The 21,218-nt window shown below is 49.0% G+C and carries 18 protein-coding genes; 8 read left to right on the forward strand and 10 right to left on the reverse strand.

Going from position 1 to position 21,218, the window contains the following annotated elements; genetic code table 11:
- Positions 1 to 13: 13 nt before the first annotated feature.
- The 5 genes from N2K84_RS16215 (at position 14) to N2K84_RS16235 (ending at position 4,505) form a co-directional block, all read left to right on the forward strand.
- On the forward strand, positions 14 to 1,246 hold the full coding sequence (locus tag N2K84_RS16215; protein ID WP_282592878.1) for an ROK family transcriptional regulator: 1,233 nt from the start codon (positions 14 to 16) through the stop codon (positions 1,244 to 1,246).
- A 148-nt stretch (positions 1,247 to 1,394) separates the two neighbouring features.
- Positions 1,395 to 1,937 (forward strand): RNA polymerase sigma factor, encoded by a 543-nt coding sequence (locus N2K84_RS16220; protein ID WP_282592879.1) that lies wholly within the window; start codon positions 1,395 to 1,397, stop codon positions 1,935 to 1,937.
- Positions 1,894 to 2,439: a hypothetical protein gene (locus tag N2K84_RS16225; RefSeq protein WP_282592880.1), complete on the forward strand. Its 546-nt coding sequence runs from the start codon at positions 1,894 to 1,896 to the stop codon at positions 2,437 to 2,439. Before N2K84_RS16220 ends, N2K84_RS16225 begins: the two co-directional genes overlap by 44 nt.
- A 2-nt stretch (positions 2,440 to 2,441) precedes the next feature.
- Positions 2,442 to 3,029: a DUF4252 domain-containing protein gene (locus N2K84_RS16230; RefSeq protein WP_282592881.1), complete on the forward strand. Its 588-nt coding sequence runs from the start codon at positions 2,442 to 2,444 to the stop codon at positions 3,027 to 3,029.
- 375 nt (positions 3,030 to 3,404) lie between these two features.
- Positions 3,405 to 4,505, forward strand: coding sequence for a T9SS type A sorting domain-containing protein (locus tag N2K84_RS16235; RefSeq protein ID WP_282592882.1), 1,101 nt, complete (start codon positions 3,405 to 3,407; stop codon positions 4,503 to 4,505).
- A 64-nt stretch (positions 4,506 to 4,569) separates the two neighbouring features.
- Here the strand turns inward: N2K84_RS16235 and N2K84_RS16240 are convergent, their stop codons facing one another.
- The 7 genes from N2K84_RS16240 to N2K84_RS16270 all read right to left on the reverse strand — a co-directional run bounded on the left by N2K84_RS16240 (position 4,570) and on the right by N2K84_RS16270 (position 12,600).
- Positions 4,570 to 6,666, reverse strand: a complete 2,097-nt coding sequence (locus N2K84_RS16240; RefSeq protein WP_282592883.1) for a hybrid sensor histidine kinase/response regulator — start codon at positions 6,664 to 6,666, stop codon at positions 4,570 to 4,572.
- Positions 6,667 to 6,811: 145 nt separating this feature from the next.
- Entirely contained in the window at positions 6,812 to 7,975 is a 1,164-nt protein-coding gene (locus tag N2K84_RS16245; RefSeq protein WP_282592884.1) for a hypothetical protein, read from the reverse strand.
- Between the two features lie 4 nt (positions 7,976 to 7,979).
- The gene (locus N2K84_RS16250; protein WP_282592885.1) at positions 7,980 to 8,663 is read right to left on the reverse strand and encodes an ABC transporter ATP-binding protein; all 684 of its coding nucleotides are present in this window, start codon (positions 8,661 to 8,663) and stop codon (positions 7,980 to 7,982) included.
- A gap of 56 nt (positions 8,664 to 8,719) precedes the next feature.
- Positions 8,720 to 9,940 (reverse strand): ABC transporter permease, encoded by a 1,221-nt coding sequence (locus N2K84_RS16255; RefSeq protein ID WP_282592886.1) that lies wholly within the window; start codon positions 9,938 to 9,940, stop codon positions 8,720 to 8,722.
- An 18-nt stretch (positions 9,941 to 9,958) separates the two neighbouring features.
- Positions 9,959 to 11,179, reverse strand: coding sequence for an ABC transporter permease (locus tag N2K84_RS16260; protein WP_282592887.1), 1,221 nt, complete (start codon positions 11,177 to 11,179; stop codon positions 9,959 to 9,961).
- A gap of 64 nt (positions 11,180 to 11,243) precedes the next feature.
- Positions 11,244 to 11,993 (reverse strand): outer membrane lipoprotein-sorting protein, encoded by a 750-nt coding sequence (locus tag N2K84_RS16265; protein ID WP_282592888.1) that lies wholly within the window; start codon positions 11,991 to 11,993, stop codon positions 11,244 to 11,246.
- A 1-nt stretch (position 11,994) separates the two neighbouring features.
- Entirely contained in the window at positions 11,995 to 12,600 is a 606-nt protein-coding gene (locus tag N2K84_RS16270; protein ID WP_282592889.1) for a TetR/AcrR family transcriptional regulator, read from the reverse strand.
- Between the two features lie 225 nt (positions 12,601 to 12,825).
- On the opposite strand from N2K84_RS16270, the gene N2K84_RS16275 reads away from it, so the two are divergent.
- Positions 12,826 to 14,145, forward strand: coding sequence for a Gfo/Idh/MocA family protein (locus tag N2K84_RS16275; protein ID WP_282592890.1), 1,320 nt, complete (start codon positions 12,826 to 12,828; stop codon positions 14,143 to 14,145).
- A gap of 79 nt (positions 14,146 to 14,224) precedes the next feature.
- Here N2K84_RS16275 and N2K84_RS16280 read toward each other — a convergent pair whose 3' ends face one another.
- A complete protein-coding gene (locus N2K84_RS16280; RefSeq protein ID WP_282592891.1) occupies positions 14,225 to 16,942 on the reverse strand; it encodes a glycoside hydrolase family 78 protein in 2,718 nt (905 codons plus the stop codon).
- 243 nt (positions 16,943 to 17,185) lie between these two features.
- Between N2K84_RS16280 and N2K84_RS16285 the strand changes: the two genes are divergently transcribed.
- Positions 17,186 to 17,614: a hypothetical protein gene (locus N2K84_RS16285; protein ID WP_282592892.1), complete on the forward strand. Its 429-nt coding sequence runs from the start codon at positions 17,186 to 17,188 to the stop codon at positions 17,612 to 17,614.
- A gap of 74 nt (positions 17,615 to 17,688) precedes the next feature.
- Here the strand turns inward: N2K84_RS16285 and N2K84_RS16290 are convergent, their stop codons facing one another.
- Positions 17,689 to 18,372, reverse strand: coding sequence for a metallophosphoesterase (locus N2K84_RS16290; RefSeq protein ID WP_282592893.1), 684 nt, complete (start codon positions 18,370 to 18,372; stop codon positions 17,689 to 17,691).
- Positions 18,373 to 18,518: 146 nt separating this feature from the next.
- Here N2K84_RS16290 and N2K84_RS16295 point away from each other — a divergent pair, with 146 nt between their 5' ends.
- Positions 18,519 to 19,919, forward strand: coding sequence for an RtcB family protein (locus N2K84_RS16295; protein WP_282592894.1), 1,401 nt, complete (start codon positions 18,519 to 18,521; stop codon positions 19,917 to 19,919).
- Positions 19,920 to 20,039: 120 nt separating this feature from the next.
- Here N2K84_RS16295 and dnaJ read toward each other — a convergent pair whose 3' ends face one another.
- Complete coding sequence (dnaJ, locus tag N2K84_RS16300) at positions 20,040 to 21,200, reverse strand: molecular chaperone DnaJ (RefSeq protein ID WP_282592895.1); 1,161 nt, start codon at positions 21,198 to 21,200, stop codon at positions 20,040 to 20,042.
- Positions 21,201 to 21,218 lie beyond the last annotated feature (18 nt).

A 21,218-nucleotide genomic window follows, 5' to 3' on the forward strand; every position in this document is an offset into this window, starting at 1 on the left:
AATCAACCGGTACATGATCCTCCATAAGAAAGAAGAAACCCAAAAGATGGCTATCAGCGAGCTGAAGCGGTACAAACTACGGATGCAGATCATCCGCCTGTTGTACAAGCGGAAATTGCAGTCGGCTTCGGAGCTGAGCAAAAAAATCAATGTCAGCCTGCCTACGGTGCGTTCCATCCTGGAAGATCTCATAGCGAAGAAGGTGGCCGTTGCCCTCGGTTCCGGCAACTCGCAGGGCGGACGCAAGCCCATCATATACAGTCTGGCCGCCGACGCCTTTTTTATCCTGGCCGTGGAGCTGGGCCAATACCGGGGCAAAGCCGTCATTTTTAACACGATGAACGAGGAGGTATCGCCGGTGCGGGGTTTCGATACCAGCATTGATGATCCCCTGCTGGAAGAAAAACTGGAGAAAATCGTTGATCAGTTATTGACAGAAACGGGACTTCCCGACATTAAAATAACTGCGGTCGGTATAAGCATGCCCGGATTGGTGGATTCGGAAAACGGGATCAACCGAACCATAAAAAGAACCGAGGATAGAAATATTGCTGCCCGTCTGACCAAACGGTTTGGCATCCGCACCTACATCGAAAACGATGCGCGGATGCAGGGCTTGGGTGAACTTATATTCGGGAAGGCCCGGAACACGAACAATACGCTGGTCATTAACTGGAACTGGGGGCTTGGGCTGGGCATGGTCCTGAACGGCGACATTTACAGCGGCGCAACGGGTTGTGCGGGCGAACTGAGCCACATCCGCATTATGGAAAACGGCAAGTTGTGCGAGTGTGGTAAACGGGGCTGTCTGCAAACCATTGCCGGGGCACAGCACTTGCTGGATATGGCCCGGGAGGAAATTGCCCGCGGCACCATCTCGCAGCTGACCAGTCAGTTCGGGGAACGTCCGCAGGAGCTCACCCCGGTCGACATTATCAACTGCGCCAAAAAGGGAGACGAGCTGTCCATCTCACTGCTCACCACCCTCAGCACCAACCTGGCCTGGGGAATCTCCATCCTCATTCAACTGTACAATCCCGAGCTGATTGTGCTGAACGGCCCGCTCACCCAAGCCGGACAATTCATCCTCATTCCGGTGCGGCAGGCGCTAAACAAGTATTGCCTGGAAAGTACTTCCGAAAGTGTCCGTATTGAAATTTCGGATATGGGCGAACATTCCGGGTTGAAAGGTGTGGCCGTGATGGTCTTCAAAAAAATCTTCCGCGACAAATCCATCGAAGTTTAGCTTTCAGGAAGGCAGTGGCGCTTTTCTAAATCTTTATCCGTCTTCGGAGTGGTTGGCGCGACTTCCTAAAAAACTTTCCCCTTTCTTGTAATGAAACTCCGGGCTGCCCGTCTTACCTTTGAAAACGAACGGAAACAGCGATAAACGGATGTTAGCCAGCGAATTTAAAACGACAATTTTGCCCCTCAGCAACAAGCTGCTGCGTTTTGCGGCCCAGCTGACTAAGGATGAGGACGAAGCCCGGGACATTATCCAGGATGTGTTCCTCAAGCTTTGGCAAAAACGCGATTCGCTTGGGCAGGTCGATAATATGGAGGCTTTTGCCATGCGCATGACCCGCAACCGTTGTCTCGATCTGTTTCGCGGGAAGCACACCATCGCGATGGACGATGAAAAGCTGAACCTGCATCGCGATGAGCAAAGCAACCTGCAACAGGAAATTGAGCTGTCTGAAACAGCTGTTCTGATTCGGAAACTGATTGGTCAGCTGCCCGATATGCAGCGCACGGTGATGCACCTGCGCGATGTTGAGCAGTACGAATACGAAGAAATTGCCCGGGTGACCGACCTGAACGTGAATGCAATCCGGGTGACTTTATCGCGGGCACGGAAAAAAGTGAGGGACGAATTGATAAAACATCAGCAATATGGAACTGGAAATCATCAAATACAAACTGCAGAAATACGTTGACGGCGAAAGCAGCCTGGAGGACGAAAAATTGCTCCACGACTATTTCAGCGGCGATGACGTGGCGGCCGAACTGATTCCTTACCGGGACTTGTTTACCGGTTTGGGTGAGCTTTCTACCCGGGAAGATCCATTGCTGGAAGAAGCGCTGATGGACTACATCCTGGAAACCGAACATCGCGAAAAGACAACATACCGCCGGTTGTGGCAAACGGTGAGTGGTATCGCCGCTATCCTGCTTGTTGCGCTGCTGGTAATCAACTATAACGACGACAAACCTGGCTGGAAAGATACGTATTCGGACCCTGAACAGGCCTATGCCGAAGCGACCCTTACCCTTCAATATGTAGCCGGCAAATACCAGAAGGGATTGGCACACCTGCAACCTGTAAGGAAACTGAACGAGGCTACCGCGCCGATGAGTACCGGGTTTGGCCTTGTAAACAAGGGATTTCAGCAAATTGAAAACCTCGATCGGATGAATGAAAAACTTAAAAATGAATAGCCATGAAAACAAGAATTGTTCAAAAGAAAAACCAAAGCTGTACGGGGCAAAATAAACCCGAAATGACGGTTGCCCGTGTAACCGGTGCCTTTGTTGTGAAGCTGATCTTCGTGTTGGTGATGCTGCTCCCTCTGGTTGGGATGGCCCAGAAAAGCCCGGTTGACAGGCTTTTCGAGAAATATGCCAACCGCGATGGGCTGACTACGGTAAACATCAGTGGTGCCTTGCTCAGTTTCGCCAGCAAAATGGACAGTGTTTCTCCCGAATCGGATTTTCTTTCGGGATTGGAAGGTATCCGCATTCTGGCGGTGGAAAATGATGAGCTGAACCGCTCGCTCGACTTTTACAAGGAACTGGAGGCCGACGGCTTTTTCAAAAACCACGACTATGAGGTGTTGATGGAAGTTACCGAAAAAAATGAAGTGGTCCGTTTTTACGGGCGCAGCGCCGGGAAAGGCAAATTTTCGGAACTGTTGCTGGTGGTGGGCGGCGACGATAATGCCCTGATCAGCATCCGCGGGCTGATTGACCCGGAAAATATCGGGAAAATTACCGGCGCCCTCAACATCGACGTCCTGCCTAAGAAGTAATACACCGAACACCTTCAGTAATACTTCAGCTACCACATCCATAATAACTCCGGTCATCTTTTTACCGAATTCAAGGGATAAAAAGATGACCGGAGTCGTTTTTTTGTGACTGCAGTTCTCTTTTTACCGAATTAATTCCTCTTTTTACCGAACTCGGTTCTCTTTTTTACGATCGTAGTCGTCTTTTTTTAACTTCATTCATCTTTTTACCGAATTCAGTCGTCTTTGAAAGTCAACGAATCGGTTTTGAAGTGGGAGGGGGTACTTCTGAAGTGGGGGTAGCCACCTCAAAACCGAATGAATTCGGTAAAAGAATAAGCCGTAACTTTAGGAAACCAATAGCTATTTTTCGATATACGTATAACACCTTGGCTTATGAAGCAGATTGTCTTTTTCCTGTTGATCAGTGTTGCTCCTTTTTTGGCAACAGGACAGCAGTTGTCGTTGGTTACAGCGCTTTCGGGAACGGTAAACGAAACATCGGGCTTGTTGTACCTGGATCAGAGGATCGTCACACACAATGATTCGGGCGGAGAAGCCGCTTTGTATGAAATTGACAGCGCCACCGGAAACGTACTGCGAAAAGTAACCGTGGCCAACGCCAGCATTGTGGATTGGGAAGCCATCTGCGCGGATGATACCTACCTGTACATCGGCGATTTTGGGAACAACTCAGGTTCGCGCACCAATTTAAAAATTTACCGGGTAGAATTGTCCGATTATCTGGAGACGGAAAATGATGTGGTAACCGCCCAATCAATCAGCTTTTCGTATGCCGACCAGACCGATTTTACGGCAACTTCATACAGTACCAATTTCGATGCAGAAGCTTTTGTCGCAGTTGGTAATCAATTGTATGTATTCACCAAGAACTGGGGAGACGGGAAAACCAATATCTATCCTGTTCCGAAAGCGCCCGGAACCTATCAGGTACAGAAATCGGGCAGCATCAACGTACAGGGTTTGGTGGCCGATGCTGCGTATGATCCGGAAAATAACACCCTCTTGTTGGTTGGCTATACGTTGCTGTCGCCATTTATGGTTGGCATCAGCGGGTTTTCGGGCGCTAATTTTTCGGATGGCGCCATCAGCCGCAGGCAGCTTTCCACCGTAAACAGTTATTCGTGGCAATACGAAGGGCTTGCTCTCATTGGCCAGAGTCAGTATTATCTGACAGCCGAAGAAAACGGGCAGCGGCAATCGGCGCTTTATCAGCTTACACCCGATATTTTTACCGGGGACGAATCGCAGCAGGTGCTGCCAGGGGTGATGTATCCAAACCCAACTTCTGGCATTCTGCATATCGATCAGCAAGGCTTTGCTTTGGCCGAAATCTACGATCTGAAAGGCTCTCTGCTGAAAACCTTCACCACCACCGATGCCAATCTTACCGAATTGTCGCAGGGGCTTTACGTCATTGTTCTGAAAAACAGCGCTGGTGATCGTATTTGCGCGCACAGGCTGGTTGTCCGCTAGCTTAAGTTCGGGAGCAAAGACTGTTGTTCGGCTATTGGAGAACTGGTCTTGCCCGGATAATCAGTTATTTGCGCGCGAGAGCGCTGGTGATCGCCTCAAACAGTAACCCGGGTTCAAGGGGCTTGCTGAGGGTGGCTTTGCAGCCGGCGTGCAGCGCTTTTTCTTTTTCATCCAAAAGCGAGTGGGCCGTTAGGGCAATGACCGGATAAAAATACGGGGCTCCCGACAGTTGTTTCGCCGCTAGCAAACTTTCCTCATCCGGCATTTTCAAATCAAGCAGTACCAAGTCAACCGGATGATTTTCGGTTAAAAAGGAAGTCACATTTTTGCTGTTTTCCAGATGAAGCAGATCTGCCTTGGTTTCTTGCAGCAGGTTTTTCAACAGGAATAAGCTGCTGGGGTCATCATCAATCATGAGTAGGCGATGGCCCGATAAATCGGGGGGAGCCATCGTTTTTGTCCGGGTTTGCAGCACCTGCATCGAATCGGTAATCGTTTCAACCGGTACAGAAAACCGAAAGGTGCTGCCTTTTCGCGGCGTTGATTCTACGGTCAGTTGGCCTTTCAGGATGCCGGTAATTTTTTTTGAGATGGATAACCCAATGCCAATGCCACTGTGTAACCGGGTGTGCGAGTCATCTCCCTGGCGGAAGAACTCAAAAATCAACTCTTGCTGACTTTTGGGAATACCCATGCCGCTGTCTTTTACATAGAAAGTCAGTTGTTGCGGGTTGTCAAGCTGTATGCCGTATTCAACCGAACCGGTATCGGTGAACTTGATGGCGTTTTTAAACAGGTTGAGAATAACCTGGTTGATCTTGTTTCTATCGGCGATGAACCTGTTAGACAGAAACTCCGTTGACGGGTTGTATATTAGTGTAATATCTTTTTCTTTGTTTGAAACGAACAGGATTTCTTCCAGTAACGATTTGTGCTGAATAAACAGGTCGGGGCCGCTAAATACTTCATTCCGGATTTTAATTTCTGATTGGTCTGCCAGGGCTAAACTTAAAATGTCTTCGATGATCTGAAGTAGGTTTTTGCCACTTTCATAGATCTTGTTGGCAAAAATTCCGGTTTGTTCCTTCGGAAACTGGTTGCTTCGGAGTAACTCGCTAAAACCAAGGATGTGGTGAAGTGGCGTACGCAATTCGTGGTTCATGGTGGCGAGGAAGGCCGATTTCAGGCGGTTGCTTTCTTCGGCAGCTTCTTTTGCTTTCACAAGCATTTCCTGGTTACGTTTGGCATTCAGCGCGTTGGCAATGGTGTTGCCCACTGTTTCAAGCAGGTGGATATCAGCTTCGGGCCATTCTTTATGGCGCCTTACCGAATCGAAGCCCATGAAGCCAAGCAGGTTTTTTTTATAGTGAATTGGTACTACCAGCAAGGATCGAATGTCTTGTGCCTTAAGTGTCTCTTGTTCTTGCGACGCTTCTTTGGGCATGATGGCTGTATCGCTGATGTGGATATGTTCCAGCCGGTTCATTTTTTTCATCCACCACGGAAAAATCGAAGTGGGCAAATCCTGAAGGTTTTGAATTTCCGGATGAATGCCCGGGGCGCACCATTCATGGGTATTGTCCATGACGGTATTGTTTTGCTTCAGTAAAAAAACATAACACCGGTCGATACAGGCAAACCTGCCGATTTTTTCCAGTGTTTTTTGGATGGTGAAGTTGAGCTTTCGATTCGGGATACCCACAAAGTCGGACGAAATAGAGGCTACCAACTTCTCAATTTCGTACCGGTACTGTAAGTGCTTCCGGGAGTGGTGCAGCTCGCTGATGTCGATAAAGGTGCCAGCCATGATGCTGGGTTTCCCTTCGGGGCTGTGTTTGGTAACCCTGCCGTTGCTTTGGACAGTAACCCAGTTTCCGTTTTTATGCCGGAGCCGGTGTTCAAACAAAAAACCGGAACGTTCCCCTTTTTTTAGCTGCTCGTAAAAATGTTTTGACACCGTTGCGTCATCGGGGTGTTTGAGTTGCATCCATTTTTCCAGGGTAATCGGGCTTAGTTCATGAACCGTATATCCTATAATTTCTGCCAGTGTTGCATTGATATTGATTATTTCTTTATCAATATCCCAGTGCCACAAGCCAATTTTTGCGCCTTCAACAGCCTTCAGAACAAAATCATCACCGTCAACATCGTGTTTAACCATCCTTCTTTTTTCATTTATTGGTGCAAATTAATCTATTTTTCAGATATGGCGTGCACCGGGAAGTCAGTTTAACATTTTTAATTGTTGATATTGTTGATATTCACTGGTGCAGAAAGATAAATTGTTGGGAAATAGGTAGCTGTGCTTAAAAACTCCATTTCAGCCGGGTAAAAATGAGCTGGCCGATGTCGCCAAATTCGCTTCCCGATTGTCCGAAAAACAATTGGCCTGTGAGCATGAATTCCAGGTTGTTTTGCAGGGAATAGGTGAATGACGGACCGGCGTACAAAGAACCATCGCCGGGGTTTACAATGGCTGAGAGTCCGGAGCCAAGTAAGGGGGTGATCGGATACGAGACCTGCCCGAACAGCGACCAGCGTGCAAACGACAAGTTTTTGGCCGACATGGCTGGATTGAAAAGAAGATCCATGCCCCCGGCCTTGCCGGTTTTTCCGTGGCTATTGTATAAAAGGCCGGTATGCAGGTAGAGCGAGCTTTTCAGCGTGTAGTCGCCAGAGATCGAAATGACCGTCGCTTTTTCTGATTCCGAATGTTGCTTGCGGGGTTCAAAATGGGTGATTTCGCCCCGGAAACCGCCACCCCGGATATCGCCGGCCCAACCGGCGCCAATCATCCAGTCGGGGCCGACCCTCCCGCCAAGAAACTGAAAGTCGTAGCTCCATTTCGAAAAGCGGTACAGTCCGGCTATTGCTGTTTCGTGTGCATGGTCCCCCGCTTTGTACACCAATTCTGCTGATGAGGTTTGCCCGGTGTAGTATTGCAGCTTCACGGCATCGGTACCCGGGCGTTCTTCATAGTCAAAATCGAAATAAGAAAAGGAGTTGAATACATCGTTCGGGTTCCAAACCAGGTTGATGCCCCAGTTGATGCGTTGCCGGCCCACTCGCAATTGCCAGTTTCCCGAGGACCAGTCGATGTAAGCCCGGTCGATCATCGAATGAACATACCAGCTGTCGCCATAAAAGGAGATAAACGACAAATCGAGGTACCCTTGATCGGTATCAACCAATTGGCGGTATATCGGATATTCGGACAGCAGAGAGCCCATCAACAGCCGGTTTCGCATCCCGGCCTCCACGGTTATTTGTTCTGAAGTGTACCATTTAAAATTTAACCGGTTGTGCAAGGTGTTTGTTGTCAAGGAAGCCTTGTTAGATCCAGGCATCGGTTGTTCCGGCTTGTACAGCATGAAAAGGTCTTTTACATAGCCGTGCAGGCTTAGTTTGCTTTCCTGTGCGATGCCCTGTAAAAAAGCCAAGGTCAGTATGATCAGCAATACCTGCTTCATTGGTTTATTTTCGTTCGTCACTGATTACCAATCCGTCTTCGAGCGTTATGACTCGCCGTGCCTTGTGTACCACCCGTTGGTCGTGGGTGCTGAAAATGAAGGTAACCTGTTCTTTCCGGTTCAGTTCCTCCATCATATCGAGCAGGTTTTCAGTCGATTTGGAGTCGAGGTTGGCCGTGGGCTCATCGGCCAGCACAAACTTGGGTTTTGAGGCCAGGGCCCGTGCCACGGCCACGCGCTGTTGCTGGCCACCCGAAAGTTTGGCCGGTCGGCTGTTCATCCGGTCGCCCAGCCCTACCTGGTGTAACAGTTCCTTTGCACGGGTTTCGCGTTCTTGTTTTGGGGTGCCCTGCAATTGCATAATGAACTCTACATTTTCGATGGCCGTCAGCACCGGGATGAGGTTATAAGCCTGGAAAACAAAGCCGATGTTGCGTAACCGGAAGTCGATGAGTTGCGATGATGAGAGGCCGCAGATGTCGGTACCGCCAACCCGTATTTCGCCGGCAGTGGGCATGTCCAGTCCACCCAACATGTTCAGGAAGGTGGTTTTCCCGGATCCGGAAGGTCCCACTATCGCTGTAAATTCGCCCTCTTCGATGCCAAGATCGATACCATTGAGGGCGTTCACTTTAACTTCCGATTCGTTGTATATTTTTATGAGGTTGGTGACTTCGATTACCTTCATGGTTGTTCGTTTTTTTCGGTTCGTTTGTATTTTACTGAACGTGTTGATTTCATTGGTTACATATCAATCCTGACGGCTTCGGCTGGCTTTAGTTTCAGTGCTTTGATGGCCGGGTAAATGGCTGCCAGAATTCCGGTGACCATGACCATCCACGCAATTTGGAGCGAGACGGACAGGGGTAAATGGGTGTAAATCAGGGTGTCGAATCCCATGGATTCATAGGCGGTTGACCAAGCGCCGAGATCGATTCCCTGAATGCCGAACCAGAAATTGAGCAGCCAACCCAGTAAAATTCCCCACATTCCGCCAAACAGCGCTAACATAGCGGTTTCCAGCAAGATCATCATAAACACGCGGGTTTTGTTCATGCCGATGGCCATGAGCATGCCCAGTTCTTTGGTCCGTTCCAATACGGCCATGAGCATGGTATTGATAATACCGAAAAGCAGTGCCAACAGGATGATACCAATAAAAATAAACATGGTGAGGTTAAAACTACTTTCCAGTAAATATACTTCCGGCATAACTTCCCGCCAATTCTTTATATCCAGGTCAGGAAATTTCCCGATCAGTTCGGTATTTACTTGATCGAGCAGTGCATTGTCGTTAAGCAAAACGGCTATCTCGTGACAGGCATTTTCTTCCATTACCATCACCCGTGCCAGATCGGCTTTTTGCACAAACACACAATTTTCGTCGTAGGCCGTGTTCGATGTTTCAAAAATGCCTTCCACCTTAAATGCGGCAGCGGTCATATTACCTTCCATGTCCTGCAAGGTGATTACCACTTTCGATTTGAGTTTCACCTTCAACTTGTCTGCAAGTTTTCGGCCTATGACAATCGGGTTGCGCTTTCCGTCTTTAAACCACGAGCCTTCGGCGATCTTGGTGTACAGGTTGGTCACCAGTTTTTCGTTTTCAGGGACAATACCGGTTATCTTCACTCCCGAGCCGGTAGCGGCCGACTGGATCATGGTGTTCAGGATGATCCGGCTTGAAACCGCGTTTACGCCGGTCTCTTTTCTGATGGCATCAAGAGTGGAATCGACTTGTGTAATGAAGAATTTTTTATCCGGGTTTTCCAGGTAGCTTTTATGATGCACCTGGATGTGCGAAGCTTCCGTGGCTATGGCTGTTTGGATACGCTGATCCATCATGCCCCGGTAAAAACCCATATAGAAAATCCCGGAAGCCAGTCCCAGGCTCATGGCGATGGTAATTACCAGGCTTCGGGTTTTGTTTCGCCAAACATTTCTCCAGGCTACGGCTATCATCATGGCAACATGTTTTTTAAGTTATGCATGAAGGGCTTTGGTTAATTTCATCCGATATATTTTTACCAGGGGGTATAGGTACACCGTGAGCGTAAGCAGGAAAACGATAAGTACCTGCCGTGCAAATACAAACCATTGCGACGAGAAGTACATTACCGCTTCAAAGCCGAATTGTTCGTAAGCTTCGGCGGCTTCGCCGGTAATGGGGATGGGATGGTAAACCAGGTATAGGATGAGCGGGTAGCTGATAGCAAAACCGGTGAACACGCCTACCAAGCCGATCAATGTGGTTTCGTAGAACAGGATTTTGGCCAGCCGGCTTTTTTGCATGCCAATGGCCACCATGATGCCCATTTCCTTGCGGCGTTCGGCAATCATCATAATCACCGTTCCGAAAATACCGAAACCAACCAACAGGTATAGAATCCCTTTCGAGATATATGCGCCCGATCGGTCGGCATCAATCATGTTTTTGGTTACCGGATCCATCTCGTCCCAGGTCATCAGCTGGTAAGCGGAGCCCAGCTCCCGTTGTAATTGTTGTCTGGTCTGGCTGACATTTCCGTAGTCATCTACCATGAAAACCAGAGATGTCAGACGTTCGGGAACAGAAAAAAACTCCTGTGCGGCATTCAGGTCGATGTATCCGCCGAGGTTGTTCATGGTAGGGGCGGGGAATTTCAGGATGCCCCTTACCGGGAAAAGGGCGGCTGCACTGGCGCCGTGGTAGCCTTGGCTGATCATCACTAACGTGTCGCCCACCTGAATGCTCAGGTTTTTCGCCAGGTTTTTCGCCAGCAAAATTCCGTTGTCCCCCGGCTGCAGGTACGTTCCTTTTTCAATCCAATGAGACAGGCGGGTCATCCTGTTTTCTTTTTCAGGGTCAATGCCAATCAGTGCGGCCCCCTTGGTGTTGTTGCCGAACGACATCAGCGTAAATGACTCCAGCCGGGGAACAATTGCAGTAACTGTCGGTATTCTCCGGATTATCCGGTAAAGAGAATCGTTGGGCTGAAACGTGTTATCAATGGTTTTGTTTTCCCAGTATTCGGGATGGTGCTGCTGGATGTAGCCGGAATAAAAACCTACCACGTTGTCGATCATTTTCGAATAGGTCCCTTCCTGCATCGAGGTCATGAATGTATTCAGCAGCACCCCGAAAAAGATGGACGCCATGGTAATCAGCGTTCGCCGCTTGTTGCGCCAGATATTGCGCCAGGCTAATTTCAGGTCGGTATTCATGGTTTTCAGGTTGAAGTTTGATCAAGTTACAGGTTTCTTCCTATTGAAAGCAACGGAATCCGGATTATTTGATCCGTTTCATGTTTTGGATAGAGAAAAACGACTCATCCAGCTTAACGTTGAATTTGATGTTTTCGAAAATCATGATTGTTTTTTGGCCGGGTTTGTCGGCTGGTATCATCTCCAGACGGGTGGGCATGATCCGGTCGTCCATCCATTTGATGTCCGACAGGATTTCGGTGTTCACCAGCTCATCGTCTTCGTCGTAGAATTCGCCTTTCAGCGAGAGAAGGTCTTCCTCTGTGATCCACATGACGATTCTCCCCCAAACAACGGCGGCATCTTCCAGTGGAACCAGTTCAATTTTGTAACAATTGTAACCTTCCAGTATTTCCATGCCAAGCAGTTTTTGGTCGTAATCCTTCACCAGCGACGATTCTTTTACCAAGTCGTCGTTGGTGAAATCCGATCCCATCCAGGATTGCATCATCATCGAGGGTGGAATTTTGATCATCCGCTCGATGCTGGGCACCCAATTCCACATTTCGTTGTGGCGTTTCAGAAAAACCTGGCCCCGTTCTTTGGCCGGTTCCGTAATGTAGATCAGCGAAAATTCTGTTCCCAGGGTCCAGTTTTTCATGGCAATGGTACGCGACCAGGTGGGGCGTTGGATGGTCATGCGGAGCATTCCCTCGCTGGAGGTGCCCCTGAACTTTTCATCGGCCTGTTTGACGATGGCTTTTACGTCAATTTCCTGGGCCCGGGCATGATAAGCCGAAGCAAACAATGTAAGCAGGAGCAATAAGGTTTTCATCTCAGTTGGTTTTATCGGGTTGATGACTGATTAAACGAAAGCAGGCCGCGATAGTTTTTTCCTCAAAATCGGCTAGTGGAAAAAAATCAGGGGAGGTGACCAGCACCAACGCGGTGCCTTTGATCAAGGAAGAGATGGCCAGCAGGTCGCCATCGGGGTCGCAGCTGCCTTGCGATTCGATGAATTCGCGCATCAATCGGCCAAACTCATGGCCCTTACCGGCGTATTTCCGGGTAAACGATTCGAGCATGTGCGGCTGAAAAATCAAGGCGTAATATAGCTTCCAAAATTGCCGGTTTTCGCTGGTGGAACGCAAGGTGTTCCGAATGAAAGTAATAAACTCATCCCGGCTTAGAATACCATCGTGGTTGAGGTCGAACTGTGAGTAGATGTTATCGAACGCCTGATGGCTGATTTCTTCCAGAATGTCGTTTTTACTTTCGAAATAATTGTAAACAAGGCCTTTCGAAATGCCTGCCTTTTTGGTGATCTGGCTGATTGACGTTGCATGGAACCCGTTTGTGGCGAAAAGTTCTAACGCAACATCCAAGATTAGTTTCTTCTTTTCTTTTCTGATGTGTTCCAATTGTTCTTCGGTCCTGGGCATGTTTTTTCTTTTTTATGACTAAACGGTTGGTCAAAGGTACGATGTGGTAGCCTTGCTTTTCAAGTATTTTAGGTTAACGGATTGTTAAGAATGACCACTTGGTCATTATTTGCTTTTGTAAAAATCGATTGACATATACTGGCATAGCTTTTCTATGCTTTCTTACAAATCTACTATCTTTACTGACCGTAGAATTTTCATGATCCAATAAAATGACAAACCGATATGAACGAAACTGACAGAAGAAATTTCTTAAAGCAATCGGCCGTGCTGGCTGCTGGCGTTGCTGCTGTTCCTACTTTGCTGAACGCTGGTTGTTCTCCTAACGAAAAAGTGAATGTAGGCTTGATCGGCTGCCGGGGAATGGGCTTCAATAACCTGGAATCATTCCTGAAAAACGACCATGTGGAATGTGTTGCCCTTTGTGATGTGGACAGGCGCGTGCTGGATTTGCGTGCCGCCGAAGTTGAAAAGAAAACGGGCAAGAAACCATTGCTCTACAGTGATTTCCGTCAACTGATCGAGAATAAGGACATTGATGCGGTAATCATTGGCACCCCCGACCATTGGCATTGTCTGCCCATGGTGTACGCTTCGGAGGCGGGCAAGCATGTGTATGTTGAAAAACCAATTGCAGCCACCATTGAAGAATGCAACGTGATGGTTGCTGCCCAAAAGCGATATAAAAACGTGGTGCAGGTGGGGCAGTGGCAGCGCAGCCATCAGCACTGGCGCGATGCGGTTGATTATATCCAGGCAGGTAACCTGGGGCGGGTTCGTTCGGTCCGTTCATGGTCGAACGTGGGATGGAAAACCTCGATCCCGGTGGAGCCGGACACCGAAGCTCCCGAAGGTGTGGATTACGACTTTTGGCTGGGGCCTGCCCCCAAGCGCCCGTTCAACAAAAACCGGTTTCATGCCTCGTTTCGCTGGTACTGGGACTATGCGGGCGGCGTAATGACCGATTGGGGAGTACATTTGCTCGACTTCGCCTTGTTCGGTATGAACCAGTATGTGCCCAAATCAGTAATGGCCGTTGGGGGCAAATATGCTTTTCCCGAGGATGCCATGGAAACCCCCGACACCATGACCACCGTGTATGATTTTGGCGATTTCAACCTGGTGTGGGATCATACCATTGGTATTTACGGGGCTAATTACAAACAGCGCGGCCACGGCGTGGCTTTTGTCGGCGAATACGGTACGTTGGTGATTGACCGTTCGGGCTGGGAAGTAATCCCGGAAACCAAGAGTACCAGCGCCAAAGAAGGATTTGCCGGACTTGAGCTGCAAAAAGTGCAGGGAGATGGTCTGGATTTACATGTGCGCAATTTTCTGGATTGCATTAAAAATGGCAAAACGCCCAATTGCGACATCGAAACCGGCGCCCACATTGCCCGCATTGCTCACCTGGGAAATATTGCCTACCGAACCGGACGCAAAGTTTTTTGGAACCACGAGAAGCAGGAATTCGAAAACGATCCTGAAGCCAACGAATTGGTGAAAGCCCGATACCGTGCCCCTTGGACCTTGCCGAAGGTGTAATATTCTGAAAATAGTAAGAGGGGTGCCAATGGCTTTTTTTGACACCCCTCTTTTATGCTCAAACTGTACTTGAATTTTTTTAATTTGCCGAAAACTGCCACAACCCGGAACCAACTTTTACGATGACGTAACCCTCTTCCGATCCAACCAATTCCAGATCTTTGTGTCCTGTTATACTCCTTCCGCTTTCCTTTACTTTTGAAGCATCAGTAGCCGGAACGTAAACGGTAGCGGTGGTATTCACCGGGATTTCCACATTCAGGTTTAGTCTTCCGCCGATACGCTCCCAAGCCGAGCTTACCTTGCCGTAATAGGTTTCGAGCGTGGCTTTGGCATGTGTAAGTTTATTGCTTACCTGCGGTTTTATCCGAATCGCCTTGTAGCCCGGTTGTTCCTCGTCGGTATCGATGCCGGTCACCACACGGTAGAGCCAATCTCCAATTGCCCCATAGGCATAGTGGTTGAAGGAGTTCATGGATGGGGTCTGGAAGCTGCCGTCGGGTTTGATGCCGTCCCAGCGTTCCCAAATGGTAGTAGCGCCCATGGTAACCGGATATAGCCACGACGGATAGGATTTTTGCAACAACAGGTCGTAGGCCACATCATTATAACCGAACCGCGAAAGCACATGACACAGGTATGGGGTGCCCAGGAACCCGGTAGTTAGGTGGGTGTCGTAAGCCCGGATATTTTCCACAAGCCGCTGGGCCGCTTGCACCCTCATATTTTCCGGGAGCATGTCGAAATGCAGTGCCAGTACATAAGCTGTTTGGGTACCCGAAACCAGGCGTCCGCTGGCTGTTGCGTATTCATGGAGGAAGGCCGATTTGATTTCTTGTAAAAGAGCTTCGTAGGCCTCTGCATCAGCATCATTTCCCAATACACGGGCGGCGTTAATTAACAGTTGCGTAGAGTGCGCAAAGAAGCATTGGGCAATCAGGTTTTTATCGGTAACGGCCGATAGCCCTGAGTTGTCGTCAAATGGGCGGTAAAACAGCCAGTCGCCAAACGAAAATTTTGGGGACCAGAGATTATTCTGACTGACACTGCGGATATAGTCCACCCATTTTTTCATGCTTTCATATTGGGATTCCAACAACGGTTTGTCGCCGTAAGCCAGGTACATGGCCCAGGGGGCAATGGTGGCCACGTCGCCCCAACCGGGGCTGCACTGGCCGTTGTTCAGCACATCGGGGACCACAAAGGGAACACCTCCGTCGGGGTATTGATCTGCCGCTACATCTTTCATCCATTTGTTGAAGAAACTGTGCACCCGGAAGTTGAAACTGGCGGTGCGGGCAAAAGCCTGCGCGTCGCCGGTCCAGCCCAAGCGTTCGTCGCGCTGAGGGCAATCGGTTGGCACATCTACAAAGTTGCCGCGCTGCCCCCATTGGATATTTTGCTGAAGCTTGTTCACCAGATCATCGGAGCAGGAGAATGTGCCGGTAAGCACCATGTCGGAATACAAGGCGGTAGCGGTAAAATTTTCGGCCTTCAGTTCACCGGGATAACCTTCCACCTTGATGAAGCGAAACCCTTGCCAGGTAAACCGGGGCTCAAATTCTTCCACACCTTCTCCTTTCAGGATAAAGGTGTTTTTCTGTTTGGCCGAGCGCAAACTTTCAGTATAGAAGTTTCCGTCTTTGTCAAGCACTTCCGAGTGGAAAATGCTGATTTGGTTGCCCGCGTTGCCCGATGCCTTCATTTTGACCCAGCCAACCAGGTTTTGCCCAAAGTCGATCACTTTTTCACCTGTTGGGGTAGTCAGTATTTTTACAGGTTTAAATACCTCGCGTTTGCGTACCGGTTCGTTTTTAGTGGCCACCAGGTTGATTACCGGATAGTTGGCCAGTCGGATGTTCTCCCAGTCGGTATCGTTGTACCCAGGCATTGTCCAGCCTGCTTTTTCGAGGCGGGCATCGTAGGTTTCGCCGTGGTAGATCTCGGAATACTGTATGGGGCCGGTTGATGAGCGCCACGATCCATCCGAAATTACATTTTCAACTGAGCCATCGGTATAAATAATCTGCATCTGAAAGAGCAGGGACAGATTCTCGCCATAGAAGTTTTTCTGACCGTCGAAACCGATATTGCCGCGGTACCATCCGTTTCCAAGCGTTACGCCGACGGCGTTTTTGCCGTCCAGCAGCAGATTGGTCACATCGTAAGTTTGGTATTGCAGGCGTTTGTTGTATGATGTCCAGCCAGGGGCCAGGCAAATGTCACCCACACGTTTGCCATTGATCTCGGCTTCGTACATGCCACGTGCGGTGATAAAAGCCACAGCCAGTTTCACCTTCTTATTGGTTGTAAATTCTTTTCGGAAGATCGGGGAAGGGCGGTTCTCCGGTTCGCGTACAGTGGATTCAATCCACTTGGCTGTCCAGTTTTCTGGTCCCATGATACCCATCACCCAAAAGGCAGGCTCGCTCCATTTCGACATCTTGTCGTTCTGGTCCCAGGCACGAACTTGCCAGTAGTATTTGCGTCCCGGTTTCAGTGTACTGCCGGTAAATTGTACATATACCGACTGGTCGGACGGAATCTTGCCGGTATGGAAAATCAGGTTGGCGCCCCTCAGCAGGGAGTTTAAATCTTCGCTGACCCGGATTTCGAAGGCGCTTTGGGTGACATTCCGTTTGGATGACTGTAGCTGCCAGCTTAGCCTGGGATACATTTCGCTGATCCCAACCGGGTTGACTTTATTCTCGACCAACAATCCGGAAACGCTGATTTGCGCGAAGATGAATGAGGTAAGGCATTGAAAGGCAAAAGCAAGAAAAATAGTTTTTTTCATAGTCGTTTCAGTTAGATTTTCCTGAATAGCAAAAATCTGTCGTTAGGTTTTTAGAAATCTCAAGATACAAAAGAAAACATGTTTTTTGAAATTGCTATCAGGTTGTTTCCTGTTTTAAAAAATAGGTTTTGAAATCAAACGGATTTGGCGGCCTTTCATTTTCCTGGTCACTTATAAAAAACGCACATTTAGGTTGGTAACAGTATATCTCTGCATGTCGTAAAAGATTCAAAATCAATAACGATGAAAGCAATAGTTGTTTTTTTGATTTGCGTTTTTATGGCAGTTAATACCTATAGTCAAGACCGTCGTGCAGAAAATGAGTTTGCACGGAATTTTTATTTGGAAAGAAGTGCAAAGCAAAGCAGAACTGGATTGATATTATTGGGAACAGGTACGGCATTCTTGGTTGTTGGGGCTGCGGGCTTTGATTCGAGTTGGGAACATGGTTCAGCGTCTCAAACCGATGTTTTTGGTTTTATTATTCTTGCGGGGGTTGTTGCCGACTTAACCAGTATTCCCGTTCTTATTAGTGCTGGAGTAAATAAGCGCCGTGCGATGAAAATTACGGTTTCTTTAAATAACTTAAATGGGCAGTATCCCCAAAGCATACGAGGGTGCATATCATCAATTGCATACCATCCGGGGCTAACATTAATAATTAGGTTGTGATGTTTGCACCTGGCTGATAGCCATGGTTTTCCTTCAGTCGTGAAACCAGTTGTAATTTTCGGGAAGATTTTTCTTCACCTTCCTTGGATTCCCGGATATAACAAATCTACCCGGCTGCTTTGCCAATATTCGCCTGTGTGAGTGTCCATGATCGTCAGATAGCCGCCAGTCCAGCCAGCCCCGGTGTCGAGCATCCAGATGTCGTTTAGCTGAATGGGCTCTGTGGTGCCAAATGTTTGCGTGGGGGTATGGCCTACAAAAACGCGTTGGTAGCAGGTAAGTTTTTGGCCGATGGCGCGGTTGTCCCAGGCATTGGCTACTAATGTGCGATCCCAGATCAGGTCGTGCAGTGCTTGCCGGCTGACCGGTAAATTCGGGTCGAAGCCGCCGTGTACAAACAGTAGGTTTTCGGATTCGAACCAGGGCAGGGCCTTTTTCAGGAAATAGAGGTGCTGCTCAGGGATACCTGCAGCATAGCTTTTGACGGTTGCCGCGCCTCCTTGCACCAGCCATACAGAGGGGGCCAGACCTTTTTCCATCCAGTTCAGCGCCCACTGGTCGTGGTTGCCCAGGATATACACCAGGTTTTTGATGCTCATCAGCTTGTCGATGCTTTCTTTTACCTCGGGCCACCCATCGCACACATCGCCCAGGCAAATCAGCTGATCGTCTCCGCGCGAAAAGCCCGATTTTTGCAGGCATTCCTGCAAGGCCCTGCAAGCGCCGTGAATGTCGCCTATGACAAACTGTTTTCCCACAAATAACTTTGTTTTTGAACCTTTTACGAAACAGGAATCTTGAAGTTAACGCAATTCAAAGCTGGTTTTCGCTTCTTCGAAATACAACCATAATCGGGGGCACATCGTTTAAAACAGTACTTTTGGTTGGTGTAGAAGTAATGGTTATGAAGAGATTGAAGTTACGCGCAAAGGAATTAAAACGGCTGGGATTTGCAGATGATAAATTGCTTTCTCTGGTCTTGAAGTTGGCCCACAACCATTTTCGGCGTACCGACAAGGAAGAGGTGCTGGATTTGGTGGAGAAAGTTTTCCTGCATCCGGAGAACTATCTGAAAGATCCGGTTTTTGGAGAGTTGGCCTGGCAGATGACACAAAAACCTGAACTGCCGAAGAAGACCAAAGTTCGCTTGAACACCGCGGCCTTGGAGTTCACTGTTTTTGGCGGGGAGAACATTGATCCCGAAGCCATCCGCCAGATGGAAACGGCCATGAAACTGCCGGTAGCTGTGAAAGGCGCCTTGATGCCCGATGCGCATTTGGGCTACGGACTGCCCATCGGCGGCGTGTTGGCCGCCTACAATGCGGTCATTCCCTATGGGGTGGGGATGGACATCGGTTGTCGCATGTGTTTGTCGGTTTATCCGCTCAACCCGGATTTGATCCGGAAAGAGAGCGGCCACCTGAAAAATATGTTGCTGAATGAAACCCGGTTTGGCCAGGCCGAATTTAATGACTTGGAGCAGTATGCCATCGTTGACCGACCTGAGTTCAGCGAAATAAAATTCCTGAGAACCTTGCAGCCCCGGTTTGCGGCTCAGCTGGGTACCTCGGGGCACGGAAATCATTTTGTGGATATTGGCGTGGTGGAAATCAGTCATTTTTCACCGTTGGTGAACCTTCAGCCCGGAAAATATCTGGCCGTGTTGAGCCACAGCGGTTCGCGCAATTTTGGTTCGGAAGTGTGCAAACACTACACAAATGTGGCAAAGCAAAAGCTGGAGTTGGAAGGTGAAGCATCGCGTTTGGCCTGGCTCGACCTGGATTCGGAAGAAGGGCAGGAATATTGGGCAGCTATGCAGTTGGCTGGCGATTATTCGCACACCAACCACCGGATCATCCATCAGCGGTTGGCAAAAGCTTTGGGCGTAAAACCGGTTACCATCATTGAGAACCATCATAATTTTGCCTGGAGAGAAAAATTACCCACCGGAGAAGAGTTGATCATCCACCGTAAAGGGGCCACACCCACCCGGATTAGCGATGTGGGCATCATCCCCGGCACGATGGCTTCGCCTGCCTATATCGTTGGGGGAAAGGGGAACGAGGCCTCGCTACAGTCTGCCGCGCACGGTGCTGGCCGGTTGACTTCGCGACGGCAGGCCAAACGGACTTTTCAGGATGAGCAACTTCGGAAATACTTAGTGGAACAGGGCGTGGAACTGATCGGCGGCGGAATCGACGAATCGCCTTTCGCCTACAAAGACATCCGCGAAGTGATGAAATACCAGAAAGATCTGGTGGAGATACTTGGTGTTTTTCATCCCCGGATTGTGCGGATGGAGTAAATGTGCTTTACAGGTTTTAGGATGTGTTTCGTTTTCTGCCAACCGAATTTGCTGTCCAAATTTCAACAAAAAAGGCTTCCCGCAACGGAAGCCTTCCAGTTGTTATCACAGGCGTATCTTTTATTCAAACATATCACGCATCTTCTCGAAGAAATTTTTATCCCCGGCTCCGGGTGTATTCTGGAAGTTGGGCGATTGTTGCAGTTTTTCAAGCATTTTACGTTCTTCCGGAGAAATTTTTCTGGGTGCCCAGGCATGAATGCGAACGAGTAAATCCCCTTTCCCATATCCATTAACATCGGGTAGCCCTTTGCCACGCAGACGGAGGATTTTTTCAGGTTGGGTACCTGCTTCAATTTTCACCTTTACCTTGCCTTCCACTGTTGGGATTTCGGCTGTGGTTCCCAAAATGAAATCGGGCATACTGAGAAACAGGTTGTAGATAAGGTTGTTTCCATCGCGGATCAGGTCGGGGTGAGATTCTTCCTGAATAACGACCAGCAAATCGCCGTTGACACCACCGCGGCGACCGGTATTACCTTTGCCCGAAACGTTCAGTTGCATTCCTTCGCCCACGCCCGCCGGAATACGTACTGAGATTACTTCTTCTTCGCGAACAACCCCTTCGCCCTGACAATGCGTACACTTGTTCCGGATTGTCTGGCCTTCGCCGTTACAGGTTGGACAAACAGTTGTTTGCTGCATCTGCCCCAGCAGAGTGTTTGTAATGCGGGTAACATGTCCGCTGCCACGGCAAGTAGAGCAAGTCTCGTAGTCCGAACCGTTCTGGGCGCCTGTTCCCTGGCAATGGGTACAGGCAACATATTTCTTTACTTTCAGTTTCTTCTCAACGCCATTGGCAATTTCATTCAGGGTGAGGGTCACTTTTATGCGTAAGTCGGAGCCTCGGTGTACGCGGCGTCCTTGACTGCGTGAGCTGCCAAAACCTCCAAAACCGCTAAAGCCGCCTCCAAATCCGCCTCCAAAAATATCCCCAAACATGGAGAAGATGTCGTCCATCGACATGTCGTGCTGGCTAAAGCCGCCGCCAGCCCCGCCCATCCCAGCGTGTCCAAACTGGTCGTAGCGCTGTTTTTTTTGCGGGTTGCTTAGTACTTCGTAGGCCTCAGCAGCTTCCTTGAATTTTTCTTCAGCCTCCTTATTGCCCGGGTTTTTGTCGGGGTGATACTGGATGGCTTTCTTTCGGTAAGCTTTCTTGATTTCTTCAGCCGAAGCATCTTTGCTAACGCCCAGAATCTCGTAAAAATCTCTCTTTGTCATGCTTCTCAGGGTTTTTAG

The organism is Gaoshiqia sediminis, assembly GCF_025907915.1.
Classification (GTDB): Bacteria; Bacteroidota; Bacteroidia; order Bacteroidales; family Prolixibacteraceae; genus Gaoshiqia; species Gaoshiqia sediminis.